The 19,549-nt window shown below is 62.2% G+C and carries 26 protein-coding genes and 1 tRNA gene; 23 read left to right on the top strand and 4 right to left on the bottom strand.

The annotated features are described in order from the left end of the window. Positions 1 to 22 precede the first annotated feature (22 nt). The 19 genes from ABDV68_RS02650 to ABDV68_RS02560 all read left to right on the top strand — a co-directional run bounded on the left by ABDV68_RS02650 (position 23) and on the right by ABDV68_RS02560 (position 15,308). Positions 23 to 469 carry a hypothetical protein gene (locus tag ABDV68_RS02650; protein ID WP_343518098.1) on the top strand — a complete coding sequence of 149 codons (447 nt, stop codon included), beginning with the start codon at positions 23 to 25 and terminating at the stop codon, positions 467 to 469. Continuing rightward, entirely contained in the window at positions 466 to 717 is a 252-nt protein-coding gene (locus tag ABDV68_RS02645; protein ID WP_343518097.1) for a hypothetical protein, read from the top strand. Before ABDV68_RS02650 ends, ABDV68_RS02645 begins: the two co-directional genes overlap by 4 nt. Continuing rightward, positions 695 to 1,171, top strand: coding sequence for a hypothetical protein (locus tag ABDV68_RS02640; RefSeq protein ID WP_343518096.1), 477 nt, complete (start codon positions 695 to 697; stop codon positions 1,169 to 1,171). Before ABDV68_RS02645 ends, ABDV68_RS02640 begins: the two co-directional genes overlap by 23 nt. Before the next feature lie 4 nt (positions 1,172 to 1,175). After that, positions 1,176 to 1,637, top strand: a complete 462-nt coding sequence (locus ABDV68_RS02635; RefSeq protein WP_343518095.1) for a hypothetical protein — start codon at positions 1,176 to 1,178, stop codon at positions 1,635 to 1,637. Continuing rightward, positions 1,637 to 3,031, top strand: coding sequence for a packaged DNA stabilization protein (locus tag ABDV68_RS02630; RefSeq protein ID WP_343518094.1), 1,395 nt, complete (start codon positions 1,637 to 1,639; stop codon positions 3,029 to 3,031). The genes ABDV68_RS02635 and ABDV68_RS02630 overlap by 1 nt, the downstream gene beginning before the upstream one ends. Then, a complete protein-coding gene (locus tag ABDV68_RS02625) occupies positions 3,028 to 3,504 on the top strand; it encodes a hypothetical protein (RefSeq protein WP_343518093.1) in 477 nt (158 codons plus the stop codon). Before ABDV68_RS02630 ends, ABDV68_RS02625 begins: the two co-directional genes overlap by 4 nt. A gap of 390 nt (positions 3,505 to 3,894) precedes the next feature. Beyond that, a complete protein-coding gene (locus ABDV68_RS02620) occupies positions 3,895 to 4,365 on the top strand; it encodes a hypothetical protein (protein WP_343518092.1) in 471 nt (156 codons plus the stop codon). After that, a complete protein-coding gene (locus ABDV68_RS02615) occupies positions 4,365 to 4,985 on the top strand; it encodes a hypothetical protein (protein WP_343518091.1) in 621 nt (206 codons plus the stop codon). The genes ABDV68_RS02620 and ABDV68_RS02615 overlap by 1 nt, the downstream gene beginning before the upstream one ends. Further along, positions 4,986 to 6,806, top strand: coding sequence for a transglycosylase SLT domain-containing protein (locus tag ABDV68_RS02610; RefSeq protein WP_343518090.1), 1,821 nt, complete (start codon positions 4,986 to 4,988; stop codon positions 6,804 to 6,806). A 167-nt stretch (positions 6,807 to 6,973) separates the two neighbouring features. Then, positions 6,974 to 9,520: a hypothetical protein gene (locus tag ABDV68_RS02605; protein WP_343518089.1), complete on the top strand. Its 2,547-nt coding sequence runs from the start codon at positions 6,974 to 6,976 to the stop codon at positions 9,518 to 9,520. Next, positions 9,520 to 10,116, top strand: coding sequence for a hypothetical protein (locus ABDV68_RS02600; protein ID WP_343518088.1), 597 nt, complete (start codon positions 9,520 to 9,522; stop codon positions 10,114 to 10,116). Before ABDV68_RS02605 ends, ABDV68_RS02600 begins: the two co-directional genes overlap by 1 nt. Before the next feature lie 503 nt (positions 10,117 to 10,619). Continuing rightward, positions 10,620 to 12,854, top strand: a complete 2,235-nt coding sequence (locus ABDV68_RS02595; protein WP_343518087.1) for an SGNH/GDSL hydrolase family protein — start codon at positions 10,620 to 10,622, stop codon at positions 12,852 to 12,854. Between the two features lie 129 nt (positions 12,855 to 12,983). Further along, positions 12,984 to 13,409, top strand: coding sequence for a hypothetical protein (locus ABDV68_RS02590; protein WP_343518086.1), 426 nt, complete (start codon positions 12,984 to 12,986; stop codon positions 13,407 to 13,409). Positions 13,410 to 13,427: 18 nt separating this feature from the next. Then, positions 13,428 to 13,760, top strand: a complete 333-nt coding sequence (locus tag ABDV68_RS02585) for a hypothetical protein (protein WP_343518085.1) — start codon at positions 13,428 to 13,430, stop codon at positions 13,758 to 13,760. Next, positions 13,757 to 14,008, top strand: a complete 252-nt coding sequence (locus tag ABDV68_RS02580) for a hypothetical protein (RefSeq protein WP_343518084.1) — start codon at positions 13,757 to 13,759, stop codon at positions 14,006 to 14,008. The genes ABDV68_RS02585 and ABDV68_RS02580 overlap by 4 nt, the downstream gene beginning before the upstream one ends. After that, positions 14,005 to 14,553 carry a glycosyl hydrolase 108 family protein gene (locus tag ABDV68_RS02575; RefSeq protein ID WP_343518083.1) on the top strand — a complete coding sequence of 183 codons (549 nt, stop codon included), beginning with the start codon at positions 14,005 to 14,007 and terminating at the stop codon, positions 14,551 to 14,553. The genes ABDV68_RS02580 and ABDV68_RS02575 overlap by 4 nt, the downstream gene beginning before the upstream one ends. Next, the gene (locus ABDV68_RS02570) at positions 14,550 to 14,795 is read left to right on the top strand and encodes a hypothetical protein (protein WP_343518082.1); all 246 of its coding nucleotides are present in this window, start codon (positions 14,550 to 14,552) and stop codon (positions 14,793 to 14,795) included. The genes ABDV68_RS02575 and ABDV68_RS02570 overlap by 4 nt, the downstream gene beginning before the upstream one ends. After that, positions 14,792 to 15,121, top strand: coding sequence for a hypothetical protein (locus ABDV68_RS02565; protein ID WP_343518081.1), 330 nt, complete (start codon positions 14,792 to 14,794; stop codon positions 15,119 to 15,121). The genes ABDV68_RS02570 and ABDV68_RS02565 overlap by 4 nt, the downstream gene beginning before the upstream one ends. Before the next feature lie 4 nt (positions 15,122 to 15,125). Beyond that, positions 15,126 to 15,308 carry a hypothetical protein gene (locus tag ABDV68_RS02560; RefSeq protein ID WP_343518080.1) on the top strand — a complete coding sequence of 61 codons (183 nt, stop codon included), beginning with the start codon at positions 15,126 to 15,128 and terminating at the stop codon, positions 15,306 to 15,308. Positions 15,309 to 15,328: 20 nt separating this feature from the next. Here the strand turns inward: ABDV68_RS02560 and ABDV68_RS02555 are convergent, their stop codons facing one another. Then, positions 15,329 to 16,693, bottom strand: coding sequence for an ISL3 family transposase (locus tag ABDV68_RS02555; protein WP_343518079.1), 1,365 nt, complete (start codon positions 16,691 to 16,693; stop codon positions 15,329 to 15,331). Continuing rightward, a complete protein-coding gene (locus ABDV68_RS02550) occupies positions 16,690 to 16,887 on the bottom strand; it encodes a YlcI/YnfO family protein (RefSeq protein ID WP_343518078.1) in 198 nt (65 codons plus the stop codon). Before ABDV68_RS02550 ends, ABDV68_RS02555 begins: the two co-directional genes overlap by 4 nt. A 146-nt stretch (positions 16,888 to 17,033) precedes the next feature. On the opposite strand from ABDV68_RS02550, the gene ABDV68_RS02545 reads away from it, so the two are divergent. The 4 genes from ABDV68_RS02545 to ABDV68_RS02530 all read left to right on the top strand — a co-directional run bounded on the left by ABDV68_RS02545 (position 17,034) and on the right by ABDV68_RS02530 (position 18,238). After that, positions 17,034 to 17,201, top strand: a complete 168-nt coding sequence (locus ABDV68_RS02545; protein ID WP_343518077.1) for a hypothetical protein — start codon at positions 17,034 to 17,036, stop codon at positions 17,199 to 17,201. Next, positions 17,192 to 17,428, top strand: coding sequence for a hypothetical protein (locus tag ABDV68_RS02540; RefSeq protein ID WP_343518076.1), 237 nt, complete (start codon positions 17,192 to 17,194; stop codon positions 17,426 to 17,428). Before ABDV68_RS02545 ends, ABDV68_RS02540 begins: the two co-directional genes overlap by 10 nt. 85 nt (positions 17,429 to 17,513) lie before the next feature. Continuing rightward, a complete protein-coding gene (locus ABDV68_RS02535; RefSeq protein WP_343518075.1) occupies positions 17,514 to 17,789 on the top strand; it encodes a hypothetical protein in 276 nt (91 codons plus the stop codon). 375 nt (positions 17,790 to 18,164) lie between these two features. Then, a tRNA-Gly gene (locus ABDV68_RS02530) sits at positions 18,165 to 18,238 on the top strand. A gap of 416 nt (positions 18,239 to 18,654) precedes the next feature. Here the strand turns inward: ABDV68_RS02530 and ABDV68_RS02525 are convergent. Beyond that, on the bottom strand, positions 18,655 to 18,891 hold the full coding sequence (locus tag ABDV68_RS02525; RefSeq protein WP_343518074.1) for a hypothetical protein: 237 nt from the start codon (positions 18,889 to 18,891) through the stop codon (positions 18,655 to 18,657). 197 nt (positions 18,892 to 19,088) lie between these two features. After that, positions 19,089 to 19,475, bottom strand: a complete 387-nt coding sequence (locus tag ABDV68_RS02520) for a hypothetical protein (protein ID WP_343518073.1) — start codon at positions 19,473 to 19,475, stop codon at positions 19,089 to 19,091. Positions 19,476 to 19,549 lie beyond the last annotated feature (74 nt).

Here is a 19,549-nt window from a genome sequence, read left to right as displayed (position 1 = left end):
GGGGGAACAGAGGAGTAGAATGATGGCTGATACCAAGAAGCTCGAAACGCCCGATGGCGTGCCCGATCTTTCGGCTGCGGAGGTGAAGGCGGCCCAGAAGGAAGGCGTCAAGGAGAACGTCAAGCAATATACCCGCGCTCGCCTTGCGGCGGACACCGGCACTGACGGGGATATCGAGGAAACGGCCAAGCGCGACCAGATGCGCGTTCCCGCCGATCTCAATACCACCTTCATCGCCCCGCTGCTCAACCTCGGCCTGGACGAGTTCAAGGATCGTGTCGCCGAGAAGGCAAAGGAGCCGCTGGACGAGAACACGGTGAAGGGCCTGCTGGCGCTGGAGCGGAACGGCAAGAACCGCACCGACTATGTGCAGGCGCTGATGAAGCGCCTTGGCGTCAAGACTCCATATGACGTGGCGAACGGCGGCCCTGGCTACACCAACGATGTCACGAGCGTATCCGCGCTGTGACCGACGAGTATCCGAAGGCCATCTACAAGGATGGAGGCGACGAGTTGATCTGGGGTGAGCCCGTTCAGACGAGCGCCGTCCATTCGGATACGGAAGAAAGGGAGGCGCTGGCGAAAGGCTGGCGCCTCCATCCTCTCAAATTCGATCCGCTCGACCACGACAGGAACGGCCACAAAGGTGGTTCCATGCCAGGACGGCGCGGACGCAGGCCGAAGGTGATGGACGATGGCGACGCTGGTCCGCAGTAGTGACGAAGACACGATTGGTGTCGTCGTTACCTTAGGTGATGGGACGAAGGCAGTACTGCCCGCTGCGGCGATTGTCAGCGAGACAGGTGGGGTCCCCGCAATTAACGTCAGCCCGACGCAGGGCGGCACGCAGTTTCAATACGCCAGTCCGACCGGCGGACTGACCGACGACGCGGTAGACATTTTTTATGCCGTCCCCCCGGCGACGGGGCAGCGTGGATATTGCGGCTCGCTCCAGTTCTGCAACGGATCCGCGACGCCATCCGAGATCGTCATACAGACGGCCTCGGCGTCGGGCGTGATTTGGCGCGGCTATGCCCCGGCGAGCATGACGGAAACCGCTAGCGTGGTCTTCGATCCTCCGCTCCAAGGTGGGGACGGTGGATTGCTCTACGTGAAGATGGTCACCACTGGCACCGCGACGCGCGTCTCGGCGCAGGGCTACATCAAGTAGTCCGATGACCACGCTTGGAATCTATGGCGGGGCGCTCAAGAGCACCTTGATCGAACGTGCGTTCGGCATGTGCGGTCAGTCGATCACAGAGTTCGAGTTGACGCCGGAGGAATACACCCTCGGCCTCCGCTGCCTCAATGACGTGGCGGCGACGTTTCCTGCCACGCTCGGCTACAACATGCCGAACAATGGCGACGGCAATCCGGAGGACGAAAGCGGCATTCTGCGATCTGACGAGCTTGGGATCACAGTCCTGCTCGCACAAGAGATCGCGCAGAACATCGGCAAGACATTCTCGCCGAACAAGAAGCAGGCGCAGGCGTCGTCGATCCTCACGGGGCGGTATCTCACACTCGTTCCCCGCGAGTTGGCGCGTCAGACGATCCGGGGGGCGGGAAACCGCTACTGGAATGGCCCGGACCCATTCTTCAGGCAGGCGACGCCCGAAGATGAGGTGGCGCAGTAATGCAAATTCCGCTCCTCAGCGGCATCTCGGCGACACAGCAGGCGGATTTCAGCCTGTCTTATCCGATCAACCTTGAAGGCGTCCCCACTGACACGGGCCTGTCGAAGGGGTATTTGCGCAGCGCGGCCGGGGCCACGCACTATGCATCAGGCCCGGGGATCAATCGCGGCGGCCTCGAATGGAACGGCGTACTCTACCGTGTCATGGGCTCCAAGCTGGTCAGCGTTGCGCAAAACGGCACCGTCACAATTCTCGGCGACGTGGAGGACGACGGCAAGCCCGTGGCCATGGACTACGGCTTCGATCGTCTCGCGATCAAGAGCAACGCCAAGCTGTGGTATTGGGACGGCTTGACCCTGACGCAGGTGACCGACCCGGACCTCGGGCCCGTTCTCGACGTAGTGTGGATGAATGGTCACTACGTCACCACCGACGGCAGCTACATCGTCGTGACGCAGCTTTCCGATCCGACCGCCGTTGACCCGCTGAAGTACGGCTCCGCCGAAGCTGATCCGGACATGGTGACCGGCCTCATCCGCCTCCGGAACGAACTCTATGCCACGGGTCAGGACACCATCCAGGTATTCTACTACCAAGGCGGCTCCGGCTTTCCGTTTGCGGTCAACGACGGCGCCACGATCCCGCTGGGCTGTGTTGGTCCTAAGGCTAAGGCGCTCTTCATGCAGAGCTTCGCCTTCGTCGGGGCCGGAAGGAACCAGGGAACAAGCGTTTGGCTGGCGCAAGGCGGAACGGCGCTGAAACTGTCCACGCGCGCGATCGATGACCTGCTAGCCCAAGAAGCCGACCCTTCATCGATCGTCGTTGAGGCTCGGGTGTCTCGCGACGAGCACCGTTTGCTGGTTCATCTGACCGACAAGACGCTCGTGTTTCTCGACAGCGCATCTCGGAAGGCGGGGGAGGGGGTGTGGTACGTTGCCGCCTCGGGCCGCGCGATGGACAAGCCGTACCGGCTGCGCGATGCCATCCTCTGCTACGGCAAGTGGATCGTGGGCGACAAGGAGACAAGCAGTCTTGGCGTGCTGGATGACGGAGTGTCGTCTCATTTCGGCGAGTCCGTTGGCTGGCAGTTCGATACACGCCTGCTCTACAATCCGGGCAACGGCGCGATCCTGCATAGCCTGGAGCTAGTGGGATTGCCGGGCAGGGCAGAAGGCGATCGGCCTGTTGCCTTCCTGTCGTTCACCACAGACGGGCAGACGTGGAGCATGGAGCGTGCTGGCGTCTTGGGTCGCAATGGTCAGCGATCGAGGCGGTGCCAGTGGCGGCCACACAAGCGGTTCGCGAACTATATGGGCGTGAGGTTCCGCGGCGATAGCGATGCGCTTGCCGGGTGGGCGGCGCTAGAGGCGGTGATGGAGCCGCTTACGGCATGACGACCGTTGTCACTCGCGCTCTGCTTTCTGAGCTGACCAAGAACCCACGGCTCCTGCAGTTCTTCGAGCAGATCTTCGCAACGGGCCAGAGCAACGCGAGCCAACTTGAGGGTGCGGCGGGCGCGACACGGGCCATTCAGGATGCCACCGTTCTCGCGCTCTCCTCAAATGCCGCCTTCAACAACGAGCGCATCGTCCAGTTCGACAGCACGGTGTTTCAGGTCGTTGACGGCGGTCCCGGTGGGACGCTTGCGATCACGCTGCTGTCGGTCATCACAACCAACGGCGGCTATCGGCTCACCTTCAATCTGGAGGCCGATACCAACCTCGATCTTCCCAGCGAGGGGAGGGTACTGGTCAGCACCATCTCCCCTGCGGCTTATGCCGATGACGCGGCTGCGGCTGCGGCGGGTATTGAAGTCGGAGAGGCTTACCGGAAGACTGGCGGAACGGTGGCTTGGAGGGTCGCTTAGGGACAAGCGCGAGCGACCCGCTTAACGAGGTCCCCATAACCGTAGAATTTAGCCACGCGCTTTGCGTCATCACAACGGTTATCAGCTACGAGTTGCGACAGTTGCTCGCTGGCGCGGTCGTGGGGGGTGGATCCTGGGGGAGTGCTGGATTTCGGAGGCCCCACGGCATCAAGCAGCCCCTGATAATCGGGTTGCGAAGTCGAACGCTCCGTACAGCGCGTCACACCAGCGACGGTGTTGCATGTCGTTGTCGTTTGAGCGAGCGCGAGAAGTAAGATCAGCAATATAGCCCCTCGTGACGCTTGAGTTTCGATTCGCAATGATGTAGCGTTCGCCGCATCGGCCGTCAAAGTCCTGCGCCGGGGACATCACACGTCTTGCGAGACGCAGATGATCCGCCGCGAAACAGACGCCGAACTCGTCAACCGCATTGCTAATCACCCCTCGGTCTGGCCGCATGTCGCGCGCCACGGGCAGCCTCTTGATTTCTCCGCAGCGTTTCCGGCGACCCAAAGCGGCGCGGTGGTCCTTACCAACGGTGAGGATGCCGCGATGGTATTCGAGCAGACCGCCGATCGGGTGTGGCAAGTCTGCACGATGTTTCAGGACACGTGCCGCAAGGAGCGGGCACGCGAAGTCGGCGCTGCGATGCGGGACTACATGGCCCCCTATGCCGACCTGATTTTCGGCAAGGTTCCCAACAGCCTCCCGCACGCCAAACGATTCTATGCAGATCTAGGCGCCGTTCCCGTGCCGGTCGTCAAGGTCGATGGTGAAGATCTGCAAGCCATCCAAGTCGGCGATGACTGGTATGTCTCCGAACCCGGCGAAGAGCTTTTCGCGCTGCGGATGGCGCACTGATGGCGTCCGCAGCAATCTCCCTTGGCGGTTCGCTCCTGTCGGGCTTGTTTGGCGGCAAGAGCGCTAAAAAGGCAGCCCAGCAACGAGCTCAAGCAATCCAACAGGCTATCGCCGAGCAGCGCCGCCAGTATGACCAGTCTCGCTCGGACTTCATGCCGTTTCTCAATGCAGGCACCGGAGCTCTCGGTCAGGTCCAAGGGCTGCTCGGGCTTAACGGAGGTGACATTCAGCAACAGCTGATCGACAGCCTCAAGGGATCACCTTCCTTCACCTCGCGCTTCAACACAGGTGCAGACACGATCCTCCAGAACGCCGCAGCGACCGGTGGCCTGCGTGGAGGAAACACCCAGAGCAGTCTAGCCAATTTTGGCTCGTCTCTCTTGTCAGATGTGATCCAGCAGCAGCTGGGGAATCTGGGCGGCCTTGTGAATATCGGCTCTGGCACAGCCGGGGATCTCGGCTCTCTCGGCCAGTCCAACGCAAATAGTATCAGCGCTCTCTTGGAGACGTTCGGCAACGCTAAGGCTGGTGGTACGCTGGGCCAAGGTACTGCTTGGCTAAAGGGCCTTAACGGAGGCATCGCGCCCTTCCAGGACCTCGCCAAAAAGTGGGCCTGGTAGATGCAGGCCTACGACCTGACCCGGCTTACTGAGGGGCTGCTCGGCCAAGTTGGCATTCAAGGGCAAATCATCAATGACGCCCGAAACACTCAGCTCGCCCAGCAACAGGCGGGCGCGCAGACTGCGTTGCTCAACGCCCAGGCGACGGAAGCGCAGCGCCAAGCTGAGCAGCAGAAAGCCTATGATGCCGCGGTCGCGCAATATCTGGCCAAGCCTGACGCCGCTGGCCTGAGCGCTCTCGCAGCTCGCTTCCCGAAGCAGGCAGAGGCGCTCAAGCAGGCGTGGGCTGTGAAGGAGGCCGCGCAGAAGACGGCGGACCTTCGCGTTCTCGGGTCCGCTCATGCCGCGCTGCGGGCTGGCCGCGCCGATCTCGCGATCAAGCAGCTCACCGCACGTCGCGATGCCGAGAAGGCGCGCGGGATCGATACCAGTGGTCTTGATGATCAGATTGCCGCGCTTCAGAGCGGCGACAAGGCTGCCATCCGTGCGGTCGAAGGCGGCTTGCTGGCTGAGATTTCAGCGGGCTCCGACCCGGAGAAGTTCGGCGCCACCTATGAGAATGTAGGCGGCGAGGTCCAGAACGGCTTCACGCTTAGCCCTGGATCACGGCGGTTTGATGCTGACGGCAAGCTGATTGCAACTGCCCCGTTTGCCCCGCGCCCGGTGAGCGTGGGCGAGGGCGAGACCGTCATTGAGTACGACCCTAACTCGGGAGGAGGTGATCCACCATCTGGTGATGCGGGGGACGGCGATATCGTCTCCCGCATGCTCCCCATCACGCTTCAGAGCGAGAGCGGGAACCGGGACTACGCGGCCAATGGCCAGCCCCTCACATCGTCGGCCGGGGCGGTCGGGCGCATGCAGGTTATGCCAGGCACAAACCGCGACCCGGGTTTTGGCGTTCGTCCGGCGCAGGACGACAGCATGGAGGAGCGGGCGCGTGTGGGCCGCGATTACCTCTCCGCTATGGTCCAGCGCTATGGCAACCCGGCGCAGGCCTGGGCCGCCTATAACGCGGGTCCGGGACGCGTAGACCAGGCTATTCAAGAGGGAGGCCAGAACTGGCTCCAGCGTCTTCCTCAAGAGACGCAAGCCTATGTCCGCAAGAACATGTCGCAGCTTCAGGGTGGCGGTCAGAGCGGGCCGCGCGTCATCGCGCAGGGCGCGCCGAAGCGGCGCGAACAGTATCGCAGCCTCACCCGCGATGAGAAGGTAGCGCAGGGCCTCAACCCAGACGTTGCCTATCAGGTCGCTCCCAACGGGCAGATTACGGCGATTGGAGGCCAGGATAACCGGACTAAGCCGGGTAGGCCGCTGCCTGACAGCATTATCAAGCGCACCGAGGGATATGTAGATATTCGCGAGACGCTTCGAAACGCGGTCGGCGCGTTCCAAGACGACTACGCGGGCAACACGCTGACTGGCGGTCTTGAAAACACGATGCAGGGCCTGCTTGGAACGGGAACGCCGGGCCAGCGCGATTGGTGGGCAAACTTTCAGTCGATCGACAACCAAATCCGTAACGACCTGTTCGGCTCCGCGCTGACCGCAACCGAGAAAAAGGCGTACCAAGACACCACCGTCTCGCCGCGGATGGACCCCGCTCAGGTGCGAAAGAACCTGACGCGCCGCCTGCGCATCATCGAAGCAGTGCTTGAGCGTCGTCGAAAGACGCTGAAGGCGAACAAGTTCGATTCCGAAGCTGTTGACGCGCTCATCGGCGAAGAGGCTCCGGTACAGGTGCGATCGGTACAGGAAGCGCAGCGACTAGCACCCGGCACCGTCTATCTTGCCCCAGACGGCAAGCTGCGGAGGCGTTGATGGCGAACTGGCCCGGCACCGTCGTCAAGTCTGACGAGGCATATGGCAACCGCCGCATCCTTGGGCCGATTGAGCAGCCTGCGCCGCGGGCGCGTGAGGCTAGTGCGTCTGATGGGCGGTCCCAAGGGACAAGCCAGTATCCGGGCGAAGCGGTGGAAGGCGGCCCAATGGCCTCCGGCGGCCACCTCGAAGGTGACCTCGGATTCTACAACGACAGCGCCATGGACGCGAACTCGCGGCCCCCGCGTTCGGATGAATTTCAGCGCGCGGCCTGGGAAGGATTGCAGAACGGCTCGATCCGAACGCTGCGCGATTTTGAAGAGTTGCAGGCGAAGTACGGCTTCGTCTTCTCTCCCGAGAACAGAGAGAAGGCGGCGAAAGCATTCGAAGACGCCGCTCGCGGCATCCCGATCACAGGCGTCAACCCCGCTGAGTTCGCGGTACGCCCCATCTCCGAGCTGCGCCAGAACGCCGTTCTCCCAGAGTGGATGGATGCGACGGCACGAGGGGCGGCAGGGTTCGCCGGTCTAGACGACGAGATCGATGCAATCGCCACGACTGCGATCCATGGCGGCGAGTTCCGTCAGAACCTCTCCAACTCGCGCGCTATCCGCGACTATGACGAGGAGAACAACTTCTGGCCTCGCCTCGGGGGCGAATTGGCCGGTGGTCTCGCGGCGGGCATGGCGACGCCTTCGCGTATTCGGGAGGCCGCAAGCCTCGCTGCGCGCCAAGTCATCCGCATGGGCGGGTCGCGGGAAGCGGCATTGGCCGCTGCTCGACGAGCCGTGGCCATTCGATCCGCACAAGAGGGCGCCGCCTTTGGAGCGGTAGCCGGGTTTGGTGAAGCGGACGGCAACGTCCTCGATCGAACCTTGGGCGCGCTTGGCGGGGGTGCTGCTGGTGGCGTTGCTGGCGGGGCCTTGGGCGCGGTTGGCGCTCGCTTTGCACAGCCACGAATGGCTCGTCAGCCGGTCACCGATGGCCAGCAAGCGATGCAGGCGGCTGACCGGCTGTCTGAGAGGCTGCCCGATGGCCAGAACCTTGATCTGCTACCAGCGGATGTGGGAGGCGCTGCCACAAGGAGAATTACTTCTGGCACCTTCCAAACGCCATTCGGCGTAGGACCACTCGCCCGAGCATCCAACAGGGTCATAGAGCGTGGGCGAGCTGCTCTCGACAACGTAGCCGCCTCCGTTGGTCAGGCATCCGACCTGGAGGCAGCTGGTGACGCGGCCCGACGCGGCGCGATGCGCTATATTCGCCAGAGTGGCTCCAGGATCGGCCGTGTTTATGACACCGCGAGCGCGATGTCGCGGGATGCCCGGATCGAGTTGACGGGCGCCAAGCGGATGCTTGACGAGCAGATCGCGCGACTTGAGCAGAATCCGACAGCGGGTCGCGCTCTCGAAGAGGCTAGGCAACTTCGGCGCAGTCTGGATGGGGAGTTCACCGTACAGGGCGTCCGCGACATGCGGACGGAAATGTTCGTGGCGCCCGAGCTTCGGGGAACGCCGATCGAGCGGCGCATGCGACAGGTAGTGGACGCGGCCGGGCAAGACATTGAGCAGGGGCTGCGCTCGCAAGGGCTTGGCGATGCGGCAAACGCTTTCGCTTCCGCCGACAGGCAGTGGCGCCAGCGTCTGAAAACCATCGACCGCGTGCTTGAGCCGATCATCGGTAAGCATGGGGACGACGAGATTCTCGCTGCGAAATCAGGTGAGGAAATCGCCAACGCGCTGACGCGTGCGGCAAAGGGTAACAGCCTGCGCCTCCAGAGATTCCTAGAGACAATTCCCGAGGATGAAGCTTCACTGGTGCGCGCCACATTGATAGGGCGTCTCGGGCTGGCGCGCGAAGGTGCGCAAAATGCCGATGGCACCGCATTTTCCCTCTCTACCTTCCTGACCAACTGGAACAAGATGAACGAACGTGCGCGACGCGCTGTGTTCGGCGACGAAGCGCGTGCGGCACTCAATGATCTCGCCACTGTTGCTTCCGCTAGCCGAGAGGCGCAGCGTTTCGCCAACAGCTCAAACACTGCTGGGGCGAACGCCGTCAATCTGACCAGCGGCTCACTCGGAGCTGCGGTCATCTCACTACTTACCGGCAACTTTACTGCGGCGGCTGCGCTGGCATCTCCTGCGGCCACTCAGGCCATTTCGGGTCGCCTCTTAGCGTCGCCGCGGTTCGCTCGTTGGCTAGCGCGCGCGCCACGGACCCAGCTTTCCGCGCCAGCCTACATTGATCGCTTGAGCCGCATCGCCCGGGCTGAACCCGCAATTGCTGGGGACATCCTCAGCCTTCAGCGTCACCTCACCAACGCCTTCTCGGGCGCACCTTCAAAGTTGGCCGCCGAACAAGGCGAACAGGAATCTGGCGGGGTCGTAGGGGAGAACAACGAAGGCGCAGAACAACGCCGTCAGCCGGAGCTTGCGCCAGTAATTCCGGGGAATATCGACTTGGGCAACCGCCCCGTCGTCCGCAACGGAGACGGCTCGATCTCGACGATACGGTCCATGTCGTTCGGCACGGATCAAGGCGAGGTTCTCGTGCCCACGGTTACCGATGATGGCAGGCTTCTCACCGACGAGCAAGCTATCGAGCAGTATCGGCGGACAGGTCGGCACCTCGGCATTTTCAAAACACCTAGTGAAGCGGACGACTATGCGCGCCGCCTTAGCGCGGAGCAGGGGCGGAGGTACCTAAACTAATGCAGAAACTCGGCAATCCGGTACCATTTTTCTTCGACGGGAGCGGGCGTCCGCTAACTGGCGGATATGTCTATGTGGGCGTGGCGAACGCTGATCCGCAGACCAATCCGATTGACCTGTTTTGGGATTTGGAGGGTGACGATCCCGCCGCGCAGCCGTTGCGCACGATCGGCGGATTTCTCGTCAACGGAACCCAGCCTGCCAGCGTCTTCTTCGACGAAGACGATTATTCCATGCGCGTCCGCGACGACAATGGCGTTGAGGTCTTTTACTCGCCCTCGGTCTACGGGCCCACTGACGCCTTTCAGCCAGCGAGCGACACGCTGACGGCCATCGCTGCGCTCACGACAACTGCTTTCGGGCGCAATCTGCTGACGCTCGCGAACTCGACCGCGTTGGCAACCGCCACGGGCATCCCTACGCCGCTGCCTGCTGCTGGCGGGACCATTACCGGCAATATCACGCGACAGGGAGCTGGCGTGCACACCTATCACACCGATAGCGCCCTCACGAGTGGGCGCATCTTCTTGACCGCCAACGGCGCGGCTGACCCGACATCGCTGCCTGGAGATATTTGGTTGGAGAAGTCGGCATGATCTCGGTCAGGGACGCTGGCGGCTTGGCCAACATCGGTGCAATCAAGGTGCGCGACGCCGGGGGCCTGGCGCCGATCGCACAACTATACATTCGGGACGCGGGTGGGCTTCATCCGTGCTTCTCGACATTCAGCGCAAGCGCTTCCCCCACGTACAATTACGGTTCGGGCTATAGCTTCGGGCCGATCCAAGTGACCACGGGCGCTTGCGTGGTCAGTACAACGGGCGGAGGGGCTCCGTTCACCTATAACTGGATCGCCGCTGACAGCGGATGGGAGGCGGTAGCCCCCACGTCGGCCGCAACCTCCTTCAGGTCACCGGCACTCGCTCCTGGTGACGATTCAAGCACCGACTTCACCTGTGAAGTCACTGACGCCTTTGGAAATACGGTCATCACGAACGCTGTCACGGCCGTTGCTCGAAATAACGCGGGGGCATAGCTAATGGCACGATACAGCGCGACAGTACGAGATCAGGACGGCGGAACACTTTCGGGAGTGAAGGTGACCGTCACTCTTCAGGACGGAAGCACGCCGACGCTCACCAGCGACGACGGAGGCGTCCTATCGCAACCGCTGGTGACGGATGCTTACGGCGCCTTCTATTTCAATGCCGCGACGCAGTTCTACGATCTGGAATATTACTACGGCGGTCGCCTCGTGCAGCGCGATTTCAGCGTTCCTGTTGGTGGACCGGTCACGAGCTTCGATGTCACGATTGAGATGATCGAGCTTCGCGACGAAGCCCAGGCTTACGCGACCGCCTCGTATAATAGCTCGGTCGCCTCCGCGGCGCAGGTTTCCCTTGCGACCGCCCAGGCTGACCGCGCCGAGATGGCGGCGGACGCGGCGGCGCTCGATGGTGGCCTCTATGACAATGCGGCGGCGGGTCGTGCCGCTGTCGCCGATGGTGAGAATTATGCCGCGGTCGGCGCCGATAGTGACAAGGCGATCGATATCTGGAAACGCGTGGACGCGAGCAACTCCACACTTCTGCGCTCCTATCCCTCGCTCGATTACCTCACCGCTCAGATCGCGACGACTACCGCGCTACAGCCGTTTCCGCCGGGGCATGATGTGGATCTGGATCGATTGGAAGCGCCAGTCCTTTGGGGGCCTGGCGTCAGGACGGACGTAAGCTATCGGCTGCGCCAGTTCGATAACAACGAGCCTGGTGTATTCAACCGCTTCTACGTTGGGGTGCAGCAGACCGATCTTGGCACCGACAATAACCCGGTCGATGTCTGCATTCTTCAGGAAGCGTCGCCCCGCACCGGCAAGACACCCTTGGTGGTGCCGCCGTGGAACGATTCGGGCGTCTATTTCGGCGCGGCTTCGGTTGATTGCGGGACCTACGACCAGTTTCAGGCCAGCAATGGAACGTTGGCGACTGCTGGTATCAATGCGCGGGTTCAGATCGATACGCCAGCGTGGAAGGATGCTGTCCGACAGACCGTGGGGGGAGGGGCAACGACCGCACCCACTCGTCAGATCGGCACCGTCCTCTACACCGGCATGACTGAATACGAGTTCGACAACTCGGCAAGCGGAGGAGGGACGTTCCGCACGGTCTTCACGATCCCCGCCGCAGTGAGCCGGATGCGTGCCATCTTCGCGCTGTCGAACACCGACCCGATCAACGTGCAGCGCGCGGCGATCGTGCCGGTTGCCACCCTTGCGGGGGTAAGCTCGATTTCGAATGGCGATTGGACCGCGCTGACCTTCAGCGGGGCAGAAGGAGCTGTCATCCCCTCGCGCCCGAACAACAACCGCCGCTCCTACATCGCGTCGGATTGGGTCAATGTCGCGTCGGTCGCCCGTACCGACGACGCAAGCAAGCTCCCCCTGGTTGCCGTGGCCGCCTACCTCCCCGATGAGGTCAATATCCGCATGCTCGGCAACGTGCCGAACGATATCGACCGCACGGTGTGGGCGACGCATCCGGATCGACCGTGGATCTCCCGCTACGACACCGGCGATTGCGTCACCACCCCGGCGGACTTCACCTCCACCACGAACATCAGCAACACGCCGATCATTGGGCTTCAGTACGAGTTGGTCTCGGGCGAGGTGCTGACCATCGGCGCGATCGGCGACAGCATCACGGAATGCATTGCGCTTGGGACAACCTATCCCGGTGCAAGCTGGGCGTTCGAAACGGCGCTGGACATGCAGAGCCCGTTCCTGGCTGTCGATTGCGCCAACATCGGCTGGAGCGGGGCGAGCGCTTCGGCGATCGGCTACCAGTGGATCGACTATCTGGCGTTCTGCGAGGCATACGGACTTACGGTGCCTTCGCTGGTGTTCTGCCCCAACGCGACCCCGAACAGCTTTTCCGCGCCCATTCTTCCGGCTGAGGTAGGCCCACAGTTCGTGCTGATGCGCGACGCGATGAAGCAGATCAAATCGGCCGGCGCATTGCCGATCGGCTGGACGATCATCCCGACCAATCCGGCGAACAAGGACTACGGGTCGAGCGACATCTACCGCCGAGACTACAACGATGAGTGGCGCGACGATTACGCCGGGGCCGGGATCACCGTCGCCGACATGGACGAGGTGATGGCGGGCGTTCTCGACGCGGATGGTCAGATGCAGATCGGCGTCGGCCTCACCTCCGACAATATCCACCCGAACGACGCAGGCATTCAGGCAATGGCCTCGGTCGCGCAGCCTGCGGTTCGCTCTGTCGCCGCCACGATCGGATTCAATCTCGGAACCCTTGTTGAAGCTGTCTGAAAGGAGACAATCAATGCTGGAATACCTGAATATCGACGGACAGAACGGGCCGCCCCCTTCGCCCACGCCGACGCCGAGCCCCACCCCGACGCCGACCGATCCGCCGAAACCGGACAACCCGGGAAGCTGATGATGGTGCCCGAGTACCTTTACTATGCGCTGGTCATAGGACTGGCGGGCACGGCGGCACCGTTCAACAGGGTGGCGCTGGTCGTGCTGGCGGTATGGGTACTCGGGCAGTTCGCCTGGCTTCTCGGCCTTCCGTTGGCCCCGGTCTATCTGGTGATCCACTGCATGGCGTTCGTCATGGCTTGTGTGGTCGCGCGGAACCCGATGTGCGCCATCGTGGCCGCGCTGTTCATCCCGATCATCGCGACCGACGCCGCCGAGTTGATGCGCTGGATCAGCCCTCACTCTGCATGGTGGGGGCGGGTCTATCTCGGTTCGGCTCAGCTTCTTCTTCTCTGGCCAGCGGTCAAGTTCGACGCGCTGCTGCGTGCGTACAACCGGATCAATGATCGCAGCTCAGCGCACGTCGAGCGGGTAGCTGCGTGAATGGCGGGGGAGGCCGCATTGGACCTTGACTATACGGGGCCGCAAGGGGGGCTTCTGGCGCTGGCGTTCGCCGCGGGCTGTGTAGCGTGCTTCGCCTTCTGCGCGCTGATCGGGAAGTTTCTTTGGGGCGTGCTGGAGAAGGCCAAGGACAATGAGATCGCATGCCTCAAGGCCTCGGCCGAGGAAGACCGCCAGCATTGCCGGGAGATGGAGGAGCGCTTGAACGCCCGCATCGCCAGCCTTGAGGGCGCTCTCCTGATGGGGGTGCCGGGACATCTTCGCGCTCAGGTGCAAGCGGCCCTGTCAGAGCAGCGCTACGAAATCGACCAAATCAAGCGAGGCGACGAATGAGCGACGACGACGGCACCGATCGCTTTCGCTCCCTCGTCTACGGCGTGGCGGCGGCTGCGACGCTGGCGTTCCTGGGATGGGTAGGGATGTCGGTCAACAGCATGACCGATCGCCTGACGACGATCGAGGTGACAATGCGCGAAAACCGCGAGGAGCGATTGCAGCAAGTGACCGATCTGCGCAGTCGTGTGAACCGTCTGGAGGATCGGCTTGAGGTCACGCGCGGGCGTGAAGGAGGTGGGCAATGAGCAAAACGATCAACGGCATTATCGAGGACGTGCTCGCCAACGAAGGCGGCTACGTCAACGATCCGCGCGATGCTGGCGGCGAGACGATGTACGGCATCACGATCGCAACGGCCCGAGCCAACGGCTACCAGGGCAAGATGCGCGATCTCCCGCGCGAAACGGCCTTCGATATCTATAGGCGCCGCTATGTCGTGGCTCCGGGCTTCGACCAGATCGCGACGATCTCCGCACCGATCGCAGCCGAGCTGGTGGACACGGGCGTCAACATGGGGCCGGTGGTCGCAGCCAAGTTCCTCCAGCGCGCGCTCAACGCCCTCAACAACCAAGGCAAGGACTTCGCGGATCTGGCCGTGGACGGGCAGGCAGGGGCGAACACCCGCAGAGCCCTGAACGCCTTTCTCAACAAGCGTGGCGCGGAAGGCGAGGCCGTGATGCTCGCTGCCCTGAACGCCCTCCAAGGCGAGCGCTACATCTCGCTCGGCGAGGCGAGGCAGGCGAACGAGGCGTTCATGTTCGGTTGGTTCCGCACGAGGGTAGCGGCATGAGCAATATCGATCATCGCCTCGAAATGGGGCTGCTGGCGCTGATGACGATCGTCGTTGGTGTCTTGGCAGGCTGGGCTATCGCTAAGGGAAGTGCGGGCGAGAGCGCTGCGTGGTCGGCAATCCTCATGGCCATCGTGAACAGCATCAAGGAAAAGTGGCAGTCGCGCACTATCGATCGGATGGGCGCCAATTTGGCGAACGCCCCTGCTGCTGAACCGCCTGCAAAGGAGCCCGGCCAATGAAATACCTATTCATCCCCCTCAGCTTGGCACTGGCATCGTGCAACGTCGTCGGAACACTGCCCGCGCCGAACATGGTCGCGGACCGAGCCACGCTGGACGAACGCGCTGCGATCGGTGTTGAGCTTGCATATCAAGCCGCTGCGCAAGTCGCACTCGCGTCCGGCGCCGCGAAAACCGAGCGCGTCAAGGCAGCCGACCGTCGCGCATATGCCGCCGTAAAGGCTGTCAGAGCCGCGTACAGCGCCGGGAACGCGTCGAGCTACCCGACAGCCGCTATCGCTGCTCACGAGGCCGTGGCGGCCCTCCTGACCGCGATCAAGGGATAATCCGATGGACCTACGAACGATACTCAAGGCGATCGAGCTGGTGGGTGATAATCTCCCGGCTGCCAAGGCGCTCTACGAGGGGTTCATCGCTGTCACCCGAGGAGCCGATCAGGACGAACTTAAGGCTCGGTACGAAGCGGCCAAGCTGGCGTCGGATGAGCTGCACCAGCGTATTCAGGACGCCTAGACTCTCGGTTCTCCAGCATATTAGGTTGATGGAGCGTCGAACGAGCCTGCCTTGAGATCAGCGATCAGGGTTGATGGATCGAAGCCGGAGCCAAGGTAGACGCGGTCGTCGTCAACGTCGTCATCGCTCGCGTCGTCATCCAGCAGGCCGTCCAGCCAGCCCGTGCCGGCCTCCATCATGTGCATGTTCAGCCGCCATTCGGGGACCAGCGTGCTGTAGCGGAGCATGGCCTTGGCACGCAGCGTCTCGAAGTCCATGCCGTTGGCTGCGCGGTTGATGTCGCCGATCGAGCGGTTCATTCGCTCCACGACGCCGCTGGTCCAGCGATGGTCGAAGTAGGTGAAGATGTATTTCTTCTGCCGCTGGATCATGGTCATCAGCGGCTTCCACTCGTCCATCTGGTCCTTAGATCGGACGAACTGGACCCATTGCGTGTAGGCCGCCTCGGCGTCAGCACGCGTTGGCGCGTCATACCAGTAGTAGAACGATTCCTTAATCGCGTAGGCGTCCGACAATCGCCGGCTGTGCGACATCACCTCCTCGATCCGGTCCCTCTGCCGATCGCTGATCTTCTCGTAATGCATGTCGAGCAGCCGGATTATCCCCGGCATCTTCTTGCGTATCTCCAGCGGCAGTTTCGACGTCTCCGCCTGCCGGATCTTCATGAACCAGTGGTTCGCCTTGGTCACGACGTGGAACTTGTCGACGACGATCGTCGCCTTCGGGAACAGATCCTCGGCCACGCCCTTGTAGCCGCCAGCCATATCCTGGCACCACACCTCTACGTTGTCCCAGTCCTCCATTCGTGTCTGCAAGCCGCGCCGCACCTCGGACTGGGTGTTGCCCGGCAGGATGTCGAGCAGCTTCGCGTTCTCGACATCCACGATCACGCCGCGCAGGCCCTTGAGCAGCATATTCTCGTCGATGCCGAAGATGCGGGGTGCCTTGTAGCGATAGTTGAGCAGCATCCGGTCGGCGTAGGACCGGAAGACGCGCGTCGCGAGCGTGGGTTCGACGCCATGGACGTGGACCGTGTCGGCGAACGTCCGCTTCACGGCCGATAGCTCTACCGCTTCACGCAGACGGGTCGTCATCATGTGCTTGTCGTCGACGTGCGGAACCTTCTGGTAGAGGGTCCTGTCGCAGCTCTGGCATCGGTAGCGCTGCTTAGTGACCAGCAGCCACGTCGGCGCGGCTTCGATCTTGAGGTCGCGATAGCGGACGGCCTTGTTGCCGTTCTTGACCAGCTTCCTCGCAAGGCAGCACAGGTCGACGTCGAACTTGTTGGGCACGCAGTCCACCTGCACCTCGACCACCTCGTCGTGCTCGCCCCGGATCAACCGGGGATTGCCGACGTCGAAGCCGTCTAGGCGCAGCCAGTTCATCGCTTCTTCTCCCTCCGGTCCAACTCGGCCTCCACGGCGTCGCGGATGAAGGCTGCTCGTTTGCCGGGCCCGGTGATCGCGTCGATCCGGTCCAGCATCTCCGGCGGTAGCCGAACGGCGGTAAACTTTCCGATAGGCGGGCGTCCCATGCGCACCTGACTAACCGTTATCTTTTTTTCAGTCGAGCCGCTCATTTCCGTTATCGCCTATTGACAGTAGCCGTTATCGCATACAGATAAGCGTTATCGGTTATGGAGGCAAGGAAATGTCACCTCAGGTTCGATACATTCACGATGGGGAGTGGGCTCAAGTCTGCCGTCCCGGTGGCGGCGAGAGCCTGATGGTTTATCCGCGCGAGGGCGGGACCTTCTCGATCGGTCGGCCTGCCGGCGCCGCATGCTGGCGCGATCTCGACCGTCAGACCGGTTTCGCTAACATGCAGGCCGCGATCGATCAGGCCGTCTGGTTGGCCGAAGAGCCGGACATGCTACGCCAGGTATGGTCGTGATCCGGGTTGACCGAACCAAGGCTGCGGTTGCCGACGGCATGATCGTTGACGTCGGCGGACGACCGCTGTGTGTGACCAGCAACAGCCGATGGCTTGACCCTCAGGTCGGCGGTTACAAGCCTGCCGACGGTCGCGATGACGCCGCTCGCAGGATCGCGCTCTGCTGGAATGCCTGCCGCCATCTCACCGATGAACAGCTCGCAGCCTATCAACCCGAAACGCCGTAGCGGTGGTCACCCTGCCAACCGGTCCCATCAACCCGATATGCGGGATGACCAGACTCTCTCTTCATGTTCCCACTATGTTCCGCCCATGTGGAAGGAGCATCGATTCGCCGAGTTTGAAGGATGGCCCGTACTGTTCGGCATCCGCTGCGGCTGCACCAGGGTGATCTCGGCGAGGTACGGCTATTTCATGGGAAGGCTAGGCGACGATGCCAGACCGTTGGATGCCGAGCGGCGCATGCGCTGCCAGACCTGCCACGAACGCGCCGTGATCACGCTCAGCCTGGAATATGCTGTTAGCGGGGGCAGGGACAGGCGGGTTAATCCACCGCAATATCCCGAATGGATGCCTTTCCGGGTGTAGTGCCAGGACCGCTGTCGGAATGATCGGGCGTGATCGGCGATCCCGGCGAATGGGAACGTAGCGCGAACGGTGGTGGCTGGCAATGGGGTCGGTCGCGGGCAGGGGCGCAACTTCCTGCTGACATAGCAGGGTCCGCTAATCGCGGGTCCATCGCTCGGTTTGCACCGCCGCGACCGAAGACCGCGATAACAGATTGCTTGCGAGTCGGTCAAGGCTGTGGCATGAAGAAGGTGCCAGTTTGATCCGGCGAAGGCTGGGGTAGATCGGGCACAGCTGCGGCGACCGTTTTACGGAGCTAACCGCATAAGGGATGGTTAGGCACGCGCACGTCGCGCGGTTAGTTGGTGGAGCCTCGCAGCTTCGCCGCAGCATTGAGCGGGTCTGGCCGAGTGGTTAGGCACCAGCCTTCCAAGCTGAGGATGTGGGTTCGATCCCCACGGCCCGCTCCACCCTATCCAATGACCGTAGGCGGTCAGTATGAGTTCCGGTTCGTACCGCGTCCGCCGCGTGCGGTCCGATCGCTCCGGGTGGAAGCCGCTGAGGGTCGCTCCCTTGCACCGGCAAGCCACGACAAAAACGGGTTGGTGACAGCCGGAAAGCACGGCACCTACTCACCCCGTCCAGTATGAGACAGGGTTAGGTTACCAAGCGCTCTTGTTCTGACAGAATTCGATATGGTCATCGATTGAGGCTTCGGCCCACTGGCGCATAGTGCTTGGCACTACGAAGTCTCGTTGCCGTTTCAAGAATCTGCCCCACCAGCTAAGGGCGTCGTACTCAACGACCCACTGCTCGTAGAACGCCTTACGCCGGCGCGCGCGCTCAACTAATGATGGCGCAGAAAGCTCGATCCACGATAGCTCGCTCACTGCTCACTCCCTCGTAATATCTGATCCGGAGCGTTGATCTCGGCGAAGTGGGTGGGCTGGACGCGGCGGTCCAGCACCATATCGTACCATCCAGCGGAGGTATCCCCGTATACATCGGCGAATTTATCAGCCCAACGGATCAGGGTTTCGACGCCATGCCAACCAAGCAAGCGCCGTCCGTCCTTCATCTCCTCGGGCAAATGCTCGATCTCAAGCCATTCGATACGGCCCATGCTCAACTCCTCAGGGACATGAAGAAGGGGAATTGGCCGCCACATTTTGTCGGTAGTTCTCCGCAGCTTCGCGTAACATTTTGGCGGCTCGTCGCATGCGAACGGCGCAAACAAGGGCAACGCTTAGGCACGCGATGTTAAGAACACCGGTGGCGATATTGAACGCGACCGCCCAATGAAGGTTTGATAGTGCCTGCTCAAGCATGTGCGGGGTCCTTTAGCCAGAAGGCAGTTGGAACAGCTTCGCCTAGTTCGCGCAAGCGCCGGTCCTCCTTTTCTTCTGGCGTTTCCGTGCGGCGTTCCCAGCGACAGCCACATTCGCAGAAGACCTTGACCAGATCCGGCTCAACGCCGTGCCAAGGATCGAGTTTGGCACCGGCGGGGCCGAGGGGTTCAATCCGCTTGAGATAATCTCGATCAGGGTCAATCGAACTCCACCCCATCGACGCGCCGCGTATCATGCCACTCGCACGCGGCCTCGTGCACGGAACTTGCTGGTAGATTTTCGGTTTGGTGCCGGGGAGCAGCGCCTTGTAGGTTTCGCGGGCGCTTAGCAGGTCGAGATTCTTCAGGATCGAAACCATGCCCTTGTTGGTGATGCAGACGAGATGCCATAGGCCATCACCGATCGCATCGTCCGCGCTAGGGATACCGGCTA

The sequence above is a fragment of the Sphingomonas sp. genome (assembly GCF_039595165.1).
GTDB lineage: Bacteria > Pseudomonadota > Alphaproteobacteria > Sphingomonadales > Sphingomonadaceae > Sphingomonas.
This window is presented reverse-complemented; position numbering and strand designations above follow the sequence as displayed.

What these genes read in the sequence shown, in the direction of transcription:
- ABDV68_RS02650 (WP_343518098.1), top strand. Translation starts at nt 23, where the DNA reads ATGGCTGATACCAAGAAGCTCGAAACGCCCGATGGCGTGCCCGATCTT.
- ABDV68_RS02640 (WP_343518096.1), top strand. Translation starts at nt 695, where the DNA reads ATGGCGACGCTGGTCCGCAGTAGTGACGAAGACACGATTGGTGTCGTC.
- ABDV68_RS02635 (WP_343518095.1), top strand. Translation starts at nt 1,176, where the DNA reads ATGACCACGCTTGGAATCTATGGCGGGGCGCTCAAGAGCACCTTGATC.
- ABDV68_RS02630 (WP_343518094.1), top strand. Translation starts at nt 1,637, where the DNA reads ATGCAAATTCCGCTCCTCAGCGGCATCTCGGCGACACAGCAGGCGGAT.
- ABDV68_RS02625 (WP_343518093.1), top strand. Translation starts at nt 3,028, where the DNA reads ATGACGACCGTTGTCACTCGCGCTCTGCTTTCTGAGCTGACCAAGAAC.
- ABDV68_RS02620 (WP_343518092.1), top strand. Translation starts at nt 3,895, where the DNA reads ATGATCCGCCGCGAAACAGACGCCGAACTCGTCAACCGCATTGCTAAT.
- ABDV68_RS02615 (WP_343518091.1), top strand. Translation starts at nt 4,365, where the DNA reads ATGGCGTCCGCAGCAATCTCCCTTGGCGGTTCGCTCCTGTCGGGCTTG.
- ABDV68_RS02610 (WP_343518090.1), top strand. Translation starts at nt 4,986, where the DNA reads ATGCAGGCCTACGACCTGACCCGGCTTACTGAGGGGCTGCTCGGCCAA.
- ABDV68_RS02605 (WP_343518089.1), top strand. Translation starts at nt 6,974, where the DNA reads ATGGCCTCCGGCGGCCACCTCGAAGGTGACCTCGGATTCTACAACGAC.
- ABDV68_RS02600 (WP_343518088.1), top strand. Translation starts at nt 9,520, where the DNA reads ATGCAGAAACTCGGCAATCCGGTACCATTTTTCTTCGACGGGAGCGGG.
- ABDV68_RS02590 (WP_343518086.1), top strand. Translation starts at nt 12,984, where the DNA reads ATGATGGTGCCCGAGTACCTTTACTATGCGCTGGTCATAGGACTGGCG.
- ABDV68_RS02580 (WP_343518084.1), top strand. Translation starts at nt 13,757, where the DNA reads ATGAGCGACGACGACGGCACCGATCGCTTTCGCTCCCTCGTCTACGGC.
- ABDV68_RS02575 (WP_343518083.1), top strand. Translation starts at nt 14,005, where the DNA reads ATGAGCAAAACGATCAACGGCATTATCGAGGACGTGCTCGCCAACGAA.
- ABDV68_RS02570 (WP_343518082.1), top strand. Translation starts at nt 14,550, where the DNA reads ATGAGCAATATCGATCATCGCCTCGAAATGGGGCTGCTGGCGCTGATG.
- ABDV68_RS02565 (WP_343518081.1), top strand. Translation starts at nt 14,792, where the DNA reads ATGAAATACCTATTCATCCCCCTCAGCTTGGCACTGGCATCGTGCAAC.
- ABDV68_RS02560 (WP_343518080.1), top strand. Translation starts at nt 15,126, where the DNA reads ATGGACCTACGAACGATACTCAAGGCGATCGAGCTGGTGGGTGATAAT.
- ABDV68_RS02555 (WP_343518079.1), bottom strand. Translation starts at nt 16,693, where the DNA reads ATGAACTGGCTGCGCCTAGACGGCTTCGACGTCGGCAATCCCCGGTTG.
- ABDV68_RS02550 (WP_343518078.1), bottom strand. Translation starts at nt 16,887, where the DNA reads ATGAGCGGCTCGACTGAAAAAAAGATAACGGTTAGTCAGGTGCGCATG.
- ABDV68_RS02545 (WP_343518077.1), top strand. Translation starts at nt 17,034, where the DNA reads ATGGTTTATCCGCGCGAGGGCGGGACCTTCTCGATCGGTCGGCCTGCC.
- ABDV68_RS02540 (WP_343518076.1), top strand. Translation starts at nt 17,192, where the DNA reads ATGGTCGTGATCCGGGTTGACCGAACCAAGGCTGCGGTTGCCGACGGC.
- ABDV68_RS02535 (WP_343518075.1), top strand. Translation starts at nt 17,514, where the DNA reads ATGTGGAAGGAGCATCGATTCGCCGAGTTTGAAGGATGGCCCGTACTG.
- ABDV68_RS02525 (WP_343518074.1), bottom strand. Translation starts at nt 18,891, where the DNA reads ATGGGCCGTATCGAATGGCTTGAGATCGAGCATTTGCCCGAGGAGATG.
- ABDV68_RS02520 (WP_343518073.1), bottom strand. Translation starts at nt 19,475, where the DNA reads ATGGTTTCGATCCTGAAGAATCTCGACCTGCTAAGCGCCCGCGAAACC.